Annotated in this window: 9 protein-coding genes; 2 read left to right on the top strand and 7 right to left on the bottom strand. The window is 61.3% G+C overall.

Translation table 11 applies throughout. The annotated features are described in order from the left end of the window. Nucleotides 1-85: 85 nt before the first annotated feature. The 5 genes from OP494_RS06700 to OP494_RS06680 form a co-directional block, all read right to left on the bottom strand. Nucleotides 86-535: a hypothetical protein gene (locus tag OP494_RS06700; protein ID WP_280539963.1), complete on the bottom strand. Its 450-nt coding sequence runs from the start codon at nucleotides 533-535 to the stop codon at nucleotides 86-88. Beyond that, the gene (locus tag OP494_RS06695; protein WP_280539962.1) at nucleotides 492-1,625 is read right to left on the bottom strand and encodes a T6SS immunity protein Tli4 family protein; all 1,134 of its coding nucleotides are present in this window, start codon (nucleotides 1,623-1,625) and stop codon (nucleotides 492-494) included. The genes OP494_RS06700 and OP494_RS06695 overlap by 44 nt, the downstream gene beginning before the upstream one ends. After that, nucleotides 1,622-3,199, bottom strand: coding sequence for a hypothetical protein (locus OP494_RS06690; RefSeq protein ID WP_280539961.1), 1,578 nt, complete (start codon nucleotides 3,197-3,199; stop codon nucleotides 1,622-1,624). Before OP494_RS06690 ends, OP494_RS06695 begins: the two co-directional genes overlap by 4 nt. Then, nucleotides 3,196-5,991 (bottom strand): type VI secretion system tip protein TssI/VgrG, encoded by a 2,796-nt coding sequence (gene tssI, locus OP494_RS06685; RefSeq protein WP_280539959.1) that lies wholly within the window; start codon nucleotides 5,989-5,991, stop codon nucleotides 3,196-3,198. Before tssI ends, OP494_RS06690 begins: the two co-directional genes overlap by 4 nt. 241 nt (nucleotides 5,992-6,232) lie before the next feature. Continuing rightward, on the bottom strand, nucleotides 6,233-7,060 hold the full coding sequence (locus OP494_RS06680; protein WP_280539957.1) for a LuxR family transcriptional regulator: 828 nt from the start codon (nucleotides 7,058-7,060) through the stop codon (nucleotides 6,233-6,235). 122 nt (nucleotides 7,061-7,182) lie between these two features. On the opposite strand from OP494_RS06680, the gene OP494_RS06675 reads away from it, so the two are divergent. Both OP494_RS06675 and OP494_RS06670 read left to right on the top strand, forming a co-directional pair. Then, on the top strand, nucleotides 7,183-7,992 hold the full coding sequence (locus OP494_RS06675; RefSeq protein WP_280539955.1) for a carbon-nitrogen hydrolase family protein: 810 nt from the start codon (nucleotides 7,183-7,185) through the stop codon (nucleotides 7,990-7,992). 103 nt (nucleotides 7,993-8,095) lie between these two features. Further along, a complete protein-coding gene (locus OP494_RS06670) occupies nucleotides 8,096-9,418 on the top strand; it encodes an APC family permease (protein WP_280539953.1) in 1,323 nt (440 codons plus the stop codon). Nucleotides 9,419-9,475: 57 nt separating this feature from the next. Here OP494_RS06670 and ruvX read toward each other — a convergent pair whose 3' ends face one another. Both ruvX and OP494_RS06660 read right to left on the bottom strand, forming a co-directional pair. Next, on the bottom strand, nucleotides 9,476-9,922 hold the full coding sequence (gene ruvX, locus OP494_RS06665) for a Holliday junction resolvase RuvX (protein WP_280539951.1): 447 nt from the start codon (nucleotides 9,920-9,922) through the stop codon (nucleotides 9,476-9,478). Further along, the gene (locus tag OP494_RS06660) at nucleotides 9,922-10,479 is read right to left on the bottom strand and encodes a YqgE/AlgH family protein (protein ID WP_280539950.1); all 558 of its coding nucleotides are present in this window, start codon (nucleotides 10,477-10,479) and stop codon (nucleotides 9,922-9,924) included. Before OP494_RS06660 ends, ruvX begins: the two co-directional genes overlap by 1 nt. Nucleotides 10,480-10,540 lie beyond the last annotated feature (61 nt).

The raw sequence follows: 10,540 nt of genomic DNA, 5'->3' as shown, positions 1-10,540 counted from the left end.
AACTCTTTCATATCACCCTCGAACCCGGTGATATCCTTCTTGCTCGCCGTCAGTGTGCGGCGCATCAGCCACTCAACGAAATACATCAGGTCACGTCCTGTAAAGCCTGGTAAAAGGCACCGACTTCTTCCGCATAGTCAGCGTAATAGTCGGGGTGATTCTCTGTCGTAAAGGCGCAACGCTTACACCATTCTTCAAGTTCATCATCGCCAAATATCCATAGCCCGATCGTCAAAATAACACCGGCCCAGGAGAGCATGGCAAAACCGGCCAATAGTACGCCTCGGATGGCAGCCGATGCCAAGGTGCGAGCCAGTGGCGCCAAGAGCGAGGCGAGCCTTCTGGCAACGGCGGTTTGTCCCTGTTCCACCAATCTAGCCAGATAGCCTGCCGACGACGCCAGCGTCAGCGCCGCTCCCAATATAGCGATACCGACATTGGCCAGGAACCTTGCACCAAAAGCGCTTGGCCTTGGCGAGCTGCCTGCGAAATCAAAAAGCCCCAGGGCGAGGGCGAAATGTCCGCGTGATCGCATCCCAGAGCCCCACGGCCTCGGCATCGGTAAGCGATGCCTTGTCAATTGCCGGACGATCTTCACCGTGAGGGAAGTCCCCATTACGAAAAGAGATGTCAATATAGGGCGTTTCAGGCGAGCCAACTTTACTGTTGGCCTCAAGGTTGAAGTAATGGCCTTTAATGCGCTGATCCGTAGTCTCGGTTACTAGCCATTCTTCTGCTTGACTAATACCTTTAAGCACAACCTTTCCTCGTCGTAATACTGAGAAGTTAGTGTCATCGCTTAATGCTTTCTCTGCGGCACTTGTTCGATCCAACAGAGTATCGTTTTCCGCAACGGTATTATCCGTATGTAGATTAATATACACATCTCTACGGTCACGATCGACAAACGTCATCGACACCGTTTCTTCCCGAGATTTCAACGCCGCGCCGGGTATGCGTTCCTCGGCACTGCCGGCCAGAAAACCATTTTCAAAGCAGAGCCCAGGACCTTCGGGCATTTCACCTATCTTGCGCGGATGCAGGTGGCGCAGCAGATATTCCACCTGTTTCAGGCGATCCGCCTTATTACTTGTACGAAATTTCCATTGCTCTTTATAGCGATCATCATCAACATCTATCGCTTTTAATTTAACGCTCAACATCGTCAGCCCATCAAACTTATAGCCTTCCAGCATTCTAGCCGCATCCGGCATGTGTCGACTTTCGTTGTGATCGATAATGACTATGCCGCCATTTCGTTCGATCACATTTTTTAAATAGGGGCTATCCTGCTTGTGAATCGGATCAATCGACGACAACTCATCCTGGCGCTTATCAATGAACTGATTGAACATCGTCCGGCTCATCCGTCGCGCACTGATCTCGGCGCTATTGACCGTCAGGCTGCTGGAACGAAGCGCCAGTTGCTCGGGCATCTCGACCTGAAAACGTCCCATACAGACCGGTGCGAGTGTCTCGGTATAGGCCTCGACCGTTTGGCGTTCCTGTTCGTTCATCTCGGGCACTCCCTGTTCCGGTTCTCCGCAGGCGGCACACATCATCGCCATCATGCCGATGAGCAGTCCTTTAACTCCTCGTTCCCACCGGCCGTTATTCCGTGTCATGGCATTGTCCCGGCGATTTCTAGAATCGAGGCCAGCGTGAACAGGCGTGCCGATTCATGGTTGTAGGCCGCTTCGTGGCCTGTCGATACTGTCAGGCTCTCCCGAGCCTGATCGGCGCCTTTGCTCCCCGAGCGCTCGGGTACCGTGCCATCGCCGGGGTCGTCCGCCTCGCTGAGGGTATAACGATACAGTTCGGGAGTGCCGCGCGCGTTTCGTTCAGTGACCACGCGATGCTCGCCATATTGGTCATTAAGCTTGGCCGTCATCATAGGATCGGCACCATACGTCATGGCTCGCCCCTGCCACGCCACCGTGCCATAGCTCATATGGGCGTCACTGTCAGAGTAAAATAGGTAAGTGTTGGCATTTAATTTGTCCGTTATAGCACTCTGAAAAGGCTGTACGTTATCTAAAACGATGTTCTGATAGGCTTCCCACGCCTCATCCAACTTGCCCTGTCTATCCCTCGAGCCGGCCTCTAGCGCCGGCCTTGCCAGGGCCGGTTCCATCATGCCCCACCAGTGCGTTCGTTCCAGGTAGATATCCGTGTAGGGATCATCGCCCGTCGGTAACGCGACGGTCTCATGCCCATCCTTTTCGATCCGTAACCAGCCCCGGCCATAGTCGGGGGTCGGCACCAGTTGCAGTGGTCCTGGCGACTGCGCCAGAACAGCGGTCATTTCCCGCGCCGAGGCGCCCAGCACCTGGCTGGTTGCCCAGGAAGTGAGGCTGAACGGCTCGCTGGCCGTGCCACATTTCATGCGCCGATAGAAGACCGGCGCGCCGGTCGTGGGCATCACCCCGTGGACGATGCCCAGCAGGTCGTCCCGGCCACCCACCACTTCGGAGTAGTAACGCGCCACCAGCCCACCCATCGAGTGGGTGACCAGAATCGCCTGGTTGCAGGTCATGCGTGCCTTGCGATAACCCGCGATGATCTCGTCGACTCGCTTGGCCAACGTGGCCGCCGACTCCGTATTGGATTGCAGCCAGTTGTAGCCACAGGCATGGACCGGGAAATTGAAGCGTCCCAAGGTATGAACATTGCGCTCGGCGCGAGACTCGGCTACTTCTGCGGATAATCCCGCAACACGCCGGTAATAATCGGCCAGGTACGGCTGAAGCGCATCGAACTCGCTGTCGTCGTCGATGTTGAGCTGATTTTCCAGCCACACCAGAAAGTCACCGTAGGACATCTTGGCGACCTCGCCCCAGCCGCGTTCTTTCGCCAGGACACCGGGGGGAATGGGCTCTCTGCTCTTGCGGTCGATATAACGGCGTGCAATGCCGTCCGGCGGCTCGCCCTCCGGATCGACCACGGTTTCGGAAGGGGTCAGGATTTTTTTACGCTCCTCGGCCCCTTTGATTATCCAACCTGACACGCTCGAACTGCTGTCAACACGCCAACGTTTATCCGTCTCCGTATTGACCAAATTACTTCCCATCACCCCGGGCACGAAGATGATGGGGATCACCCCTTCATGGATAACCACCTCCGTGACATGCTGCTCTTCGCTAGGGCGCATGAAGCTGGAGGCCATATCGTAGATGTCGTAGATATCGTACTGACTCATTCCGCTTGTCCCCGGAAGTGAATGGTCATCCCTTCGATGAATTCGCTTTTCTGAATCTGTGTGTCGCCTTGAGCATCCGTGGTGCCGGCATGGATGACCTTACCGTCGCGGCGCAACTCGAACGCTTGGTTGGCCAGGGGCGTACCATCCCGTCGGCGCGCTCTATAGGTTTCCTGAAAGTCGGTTTCGGGGAAGGCATTGAAGGTGTGCGACATACTGGTCGGCCCCCCAAAACTCTTCGTTGCGCCGTTGACGGTGACCTTGCCGGGCGCATGCAACTCGATATTGCCGTCCTTGATGCGCACGTAGGCGCCGCCGCTGACCAGCAAAATCTCTTCAGCGGCCGACAAGTCGATTTTGTCGTCGCGGGAGGTGACATTGAGGTTTTGGCGCGCGGTAGCCTCAATGTTGTCCGATTGCGCCTGGATGTCCACCTTGCCCCGCGCGGCCAATAATTTGATGCCGGCTTTCTGCACGAACAGCGAGAGCTTCTCGGAGATCGAGGCGACCAGGCGCTTGCCGGTGGCGATATTGACGTCTTCGCCGCTGGAGATACTCAGCGATTTTCCCTGGGCGAGATGGGTCGATTCCGGGGTGCTCATCGTGATGCCGGCGGGTGAGGCCAGGTGCAGCCACGGCGCTTTCATGCGGGCCGCTTCACCGCGCCCGCCGCTGTCGGTGGCGCCGCTGGCGTTGCTCTGGTCGGCCTGCCCTGATGAACCGGTCAGTTGCTCGCTATTGCCGTAGGTGTCGTCGGCGTCTTCCCCGGCCTGCTTGAGGTAGTCGCGGGCGTCGAGGGCGTCGGCGTTGTGGTCGGCGGCGCTCTGGCTGAGGCTGTCGCTGAGGTGGTAGGCGCTGTCGAGCTGCTGTTTGGCCGGGGTGAGGTCGAGCTGGTCGCCGCTGGCACCGAGCTGGCCCCAGCTGGTGAGGTAGAGCCCCTGGTTGGCGCGAATGGCGCCATAGGCGTCGCTGCGCAGCTCGAAGCCGGTGCCACGGAAGGCGCCGCGGGTGTTGCCGGTCTGGTGGATCAGGTAGCCGAGGTTGAGCTGGCTCTTTTCGGCTTCGGAGTTGAGGCGCACGCGCTCCTGGTCGGTGGCGTCGTCGAAGACGAGTTCGTTGTACTTGCTGCCGCGATAGGTCTTGCTCTTGAAGCCCGAGAGCAGGCCGTGGCTGTGCCAGTTGGGGCGCTGATCGCCGTTGTAAACCCGGCCGGTGATCAGCGGCCGGTCGGCGTCGCCTTCGAGGAAGTCGATGAGCACTTCCTGGCCGATGCGGGGGACGAAGACCCCACCCCAGCCGGCGCCGGCGTTGGGCTGGGCGACGCGCAGCCAGACGCTGGAGTTCTCGTCGCTTTGGCCCTGGCGGTCCCAGTGGAACTGCACGCGCACGCGGTTGAGGTGATCGGTGTGGATCTCTTCATTCGCCGGGCCGACCACGGTGGCGGTCTGGGGCCCGCCGATCACCGGGCGATGATGGGTCAGCGGATGACGGTACGGCTGGGTGCGGCGTTGGGCGTCGAGATCGACCAGGAAGTGGCCGGTGCCGCCGCTGGCATAATCATTGAGCCGTTCGCCGGTGGGGTCGGCCGTATCACTCTCTAACCCATGCGCCCGTTTGGCAGCATCGAGCTGGGGCTGCAGGCTGCCGGGCAACGCCTGGAGCTGGGCCGAGACCGGCAGGGCGTTTTCGGCGTGAATACTGACGCCCAACAGCAGAAACTGCCTTTCTTGCTCGCCCCCGATGTCGTGGAGCGGATGCTGGGTGAGTTCGAACCAGCGCCCGGCCTGGAGTTGACGCGTGCCACCGGCGCCGCGAAAACGCTTGGCGAGGGATTCGTGGGACTCGAGGCGGTTCTCGGTGAGGCGTTCGCCGCGCTCATAGCCGTGGTAGTAGTACTCGCCGGCGTAGTCGTAGACCTCGGTGTCCGGCAGGTTGCCCTGATCACTCAGGGTCTCCAGGCCGGTCCGCTTGGTGAGGGACGGCTGCTTGTAGTCGACGGTGCCGACGCTGACCCGGGTGGGCTGCTGTTGGCGCACGCCACCCCACTGGTTGAGGGCGTCTTCAGTTTCGGTGGCGGCCTGGCGATGGAAGCGGATCGTCTGGGGGCTGACGGGGCGAGTGGTATCGACGTCGTCGGTAATGACCAGGCGATGGCCATCGAAGGCTTGGAGCTCGCCAGCGGCACTATTGCCGCTAGCATTAGGCCCGTTGCCCTCATCGGTTTCACCGTCATCGTTATCGGCATATTCGAAGTAGTACCACAGGCCTTCTTCTTCCAGCAGGCGGCTGACGAAGTTGAAGTCGCTCTCGCGGTACTGCACGCAGTAGCTGCGCGCCGGATAGTCACGGCGCAGGTCGAAGCGGTAGCGGCCCCTGGCCAGCTCATGCCCCTCGAATACGTCAGTGAGGACATCGACGACGCTGCGATCCTGGAAGATGCGGCTGTCGCGGCCCAGCTCGAGCATCTTGAGCCACGGCACCAGGGTGAGCTGGTAGTAGGTGACGCCGCCATCCTCGCCCAGCAGCGCCGCCTCGCTGACCAGCCCGTGCAACTGGCGATAGCGGCCATCGGCCTGCAAAATCGAAAGCCGGGCCGGCTGCGCCATCAATGTCTTGAGTTCGATGTCACCCTGCTGGGAGATGCAGTCAAGCGTGTAGCTGAACGGTTCGCTGACACGCTCCTCGCCCACCAGGCGATGCGGCAGCAGCGACGCCCCGGCAATGTCCAACGTCAGCAGCCGCTGCGACGGCGACAGATCGATATCGAAGGTGTCGAGTAACGCCTCTGACATGGCATCGTCCCTGAATGTCATGCATGGCGCGAACGCGCTCAAACGATCGTCGCTTGACACGCTCGCGCCACGCTTATGTGGTGTGAGGCTAATTTAACATGAATAAAAGTGAAACGTGCCCGAGCGGCACTATCGTTCTGTGAGGATTTGTTTCTGGCGAAGGAAGCTGGCAAGCAGTGCGGACGACATCTCTGCGCTTTGCCTGAAAAATACCTGCACTGCCCCATAAGGCCGTTACAACTCAAGGACGCGCCTGCCAGAACAACGCAAATAGCTCCGACTGCGAGTTGATGCCTAGCTTGGCGTAAAGATGCTTCTTATGGGCGCGCACGGTTTCCACCGAGATCGCCATGCGCCGGGCGATCTCCTTGGTCGAGCTGCCGCCCAGCATGAGCTGGCTGACCTCGCGCTCGCGTTCGGTCAGTGACTGGTGAGATTCCAGCTCGCGCGGCGCCTGGGGCGAGGGATGCCATGGGTGCGGCCCCGGCGGCGTGCCATCTTCGTGCTCGAATTCGAAATGCATGCGCTGGCGCATCAGGGCCAGCACCCACGGCTGCACCAGGCTCAGCAGGCCGAGCGCCTCAGGCGAGTATGCGCGGGTCGAGCCCAACGATAGGCATAGCGTGCGCTCGGCATCGAGCGGGCAGTTGAACTGCACTTCGTCGGCGACGATGTTGCGCTGGAAGTAACGCTGGTAGTACTCGGTGTTCTGGAAACACTGCGGCGCCACGTCAGCCAGCGTGTACAGCCCGGCGCGCGCGTGGTCTCGAGCATCGATATAGAACGGATCGAGCAGATACAGGCCACGCTGATAATCCTGGAACAACGCCTCGTCGGCGCCGTCGTCCTCGTCGCTTTCCGCGAGGATGCGCGGCGGCTGGCGATGATGGAAGATCAGCACCACCCAGGTATCGAAGTCGACGTGACGCCCCAGGGTGCGCACCGTGGCCAGCCAAAAATTGGCGCCATCCAGCTTATCCGCCAGGGCCCCGAAGGCTCGATGCCAGGCTACGCTTTCCAGGCCGCTCGGTGCGGCCATCTGCCCGCTATCGTCTGCGTCGCTCGTCATCTCGCTCTCCTCGCTCACCCTGATGGGGTAACCCCACCGGGGAATGGTCATGCCCGTGTGATCGCGGATACTGAGGGGCATCCGAATGACCGCACAGCCACAATGACGCTTCGGAGTCTTTCATGCAGATAGCCTTGGCACAACTGGCCAGCCGCGAGGGCGACGTCGCCTACAACCTTTCGCGCACCCTGGCCTGTCTACGCGACGCCGACCCTGAAACGTCGCTGATCGTGTTTCCCGAGACCCACCTCACCGGCTTTGCCGAACCCGGCCACGTCAATGATCGCGCGCTGACCCTCGACGGCGATGAACTCGCCACGCTCATCGCCGCCAGCCGCGAGCACGACACCGCCCTCGCCGTGGGCTTTCTCGAGCGCGACGGCGAAGGCGTATTCAACACCACCGTACTGATCACCCCCGAAGACGGCATCGCGCTGCGTTACCGCAAGGCGCACCTGTGGCCGGACGAGCGCCAACTCGTCGGCGAGGGCAACCGCGTAGGCTGCGTCGAGTGGCGCGGTCTCCAGGTCGGCTTGTTGATCTGCTACGACCTGGAGTTCCCCGAGCCCGCACGCGCACTGGGACAACTCGGCTGCGACCTGCTGCTGGTCACCAACGGCAACATGGACCCCTATGGCCCCATGCATGCACGTGCCGCTCAGGCGCGCGCCCAGGACAACCATTACTTCGTCGCCATGACCAACCGCGCCGGCGAAGGCGCAGGATTGACCTTCGCCGGCGAGAGCGCGCTGGTCGCCCCGGACGGCGAGACGCTGTTTCGCGCCGGTCGCGAGGAAAGCGTCACCACGCTGCAACTCGACCCTCAGCGCTTGCCGGATGCGCGGCGTGATTACGACTACCTGAAAGACTGCCGTATCGGCCTGCAAGGTCAGCGCGAGGACACCGAGCGAGGCCGCTACTGGCACTTCTAAACCCGAGGCCCGGCCGGCTCCCGGCCACCCAGTGGCCGTCGCAACAATCACGAAAGTCGCAACAACCACTAAATAGTCGCAACAACCACAACAGGAGGCGACGATGAACCAAATGAAGAAGACCCTTTCCCTGGGCCAGGTCGTGCTTTTCGGCTTGGCCTACATGACGCCCATCATCGTGCTGGGTACTTTCGGCGTGCTCGCCGTCACCACGGAGGGCGCCGTCTCGGGCGCTTACCTAGCAGCGCTGATCGCCATGCTGTTCACGGCGCACAGCTACGGACGTATGGCGAGTGCTTATCCGGTGGCCGGCTCGGCCTATGCCTACGTGCGACATGCCATCGACGATCGCTTGGGCTTCATCGCTGGCTGGGCGATCCTGCTCGATTACCTGTTCTTGCCCATGGTGATCTGGCTGATCGGCGCCGCCTATCTGCACTCGGCCTTTCCGGCGATTCCCACGCCGCTGTGGCTGCTGGCCTTCATTGCTATCACCACCACGATCAACATCCTCGGCCTCAAGCTGGCCAGCGCGGTCAACAGTGTGATGATGCTGGTGCAGATCCTGGTGTTGATCGCCTTCGTGGGACTGAGCATGCATTACGTGTTGGGCGATCCCACCCAGCCTTTCTGGAGCCTGACGCCGTTTTTGGGCGCCGACTCCGCCGCGACCCTGCCGGTGCTGATGGCGGGTGCCGCCGTGGCGTGCTATTCCTTCTTGGGGTTCGATGCCGTCACCACGCTGACCGAGGAAACCAAGGACCCGCAGCGCACCTTGCCGCGTGCCATCCTCTTGATCACCTTGATCGGGGGACTGATCTTCGTCGTGGTGTCGTATTTCGTGCAGCTCGCCGCACCGGGGTATGACTTCGCCAATCCCGATGCCGCCGCCTATGAGATCGCACGCAACATCGGCGGCGATATCTTCGTCTCGATCTTCCTGATCGGGCTGGTGGTCGGCCAGTTCGCTTCGGGCATTGCGGCGCAGGCTAGTGGTGCGCGCCTGCTCTACGCCATGGGCCGCGACGATGTGCTGCCAAAGCGCTGGCTGGGCAAGCTGAGCCGCTTCGGCACGCCGCTGGGCGGGCTGGTGTTCAGCGGCCTAGTAGCCTTGCTGGCACTGACCATGGACGTGCTCTCGGCGGCGTCCTTCATCAACTTCGGCGCCTTCCTGGCCTTCGCCCTGGTCAACCTCTCGGTGATCTTCCACTACTACCTGAAGGAACGCCGCCGCAGCGGGCTGGATACGCTGTGGTTCCTGATCTGCCCGTTGATCGGCCTGGGCGCGATCCTGTGGCTGATGCTGAGCCTGGATCACCTGGCGATCATGCTGGGCAGTGCATGGCTGTTGTGCGGACTGGCGTGGCTGACCTGGCTGACGCGTGGCTTCAGCCGCCCCACGCCGGAGCTGAACCTGGAGAGTTAATCATTCAAGATTAATAGCTAAGCGCACCCGCGACCGGCCCAGGCCGGTCGCGGGCGTTTACGGCATGCGGTGCAGGAAGGTGTCGTCGGCGAAGAAGCTTTCCAGGATCAACTGCGCGGCGATGCCATCCACGCCGTCGTCGCGGTAGTTACCGCGGTGCCCGGCGTCGCGGGCAATGCGTTTGGCGGCGCGCGTCGAGCCGCGCTCATCGAACACCTCCACCGGCTTGCCGAAGCGCCCGTGCAGGCGGTTACCGAACTTGCGCGCGCGCTGGCTCATGTCCGACTCGGTGCCGTCCATGTTGAGCGGCAGCCCTACAACCAACAGATCCGGCTGCCACTCTTTGAGCAACTGGCCGATCTGCTGCCACTCGGGAATCCCGTTACGTGCAGGTAGCGGTGCTAGCGCCGTGGCACTGCCCAGCATTTCGTTGCCGACCGCCACGCCGATGCGCCGCGTGCCATAATCGAAGGCCACTACCAGCCGCTGCCCTGCCTCGGCCATCAGGAATGTCCCGCCTCGCGCGTCATCAGGTTCAGATCGACACCCAAGATGCCCGCCGCTGCGTTCAGGCGTTGCTCGGCATGTACGTCGAAGAGGATCGAGGCGTCGCCTTCCACCGTCAGCCAGGTATTCTGCTTGAGCTCGTCCTCGAGCTGGCCCGCCTGCCACGCGGTGCAGCCCAGGCAGACGATGAAGTCTTCGGGGCCCCGGCCTTCGGCGATAGCCTTGAGCATGTCCATGGAGGTCGTCAGGGCAAGGTCGTCAGCGACCTGCAGGCTGGAATCCCAGGGCAGGTTCGAACCGCGATGCAGGATGAAGCCGCGATCCTTATGGACCGGGCCGCCATAGTGAACAGGCAAGTCGCGCTGCAGGCATTCCGAGGCATCCAGTTCGAGCTGCTCGAGCAGGGCGTCCAGTGTCAGCTCCATGGGACGATTGACGATCACGCCCATGGAGCCGTTGTCATCGTGATCACAAAGGTACGTCAACGTCCCCTTGAAGTTAGGATCGTCGAGATGCGGCATCGCCAGCAGAAAATGATGCTTCAAGCTTTGCATGAGCCTCCCGGGCGTCGAGGCGCGTCCCGCCCCTCGCTTACGCCGAAATTGGTGCTTTTCG

It is taken from the genome of Chromohalobacter sp. 11-W, from assembly GCF_029889905.1.
Classification (GTDB): domain Bacteria; phylum Pseudomonadota; class Gammaproteobacteria; order Pseudomonadales; family Halomonadaceae; genus Chromohalobacter.
Note: the sequence above shows the minus strand (reverse complement) of the source record. Positions and strands in the feature narration are given on the sequence as shown.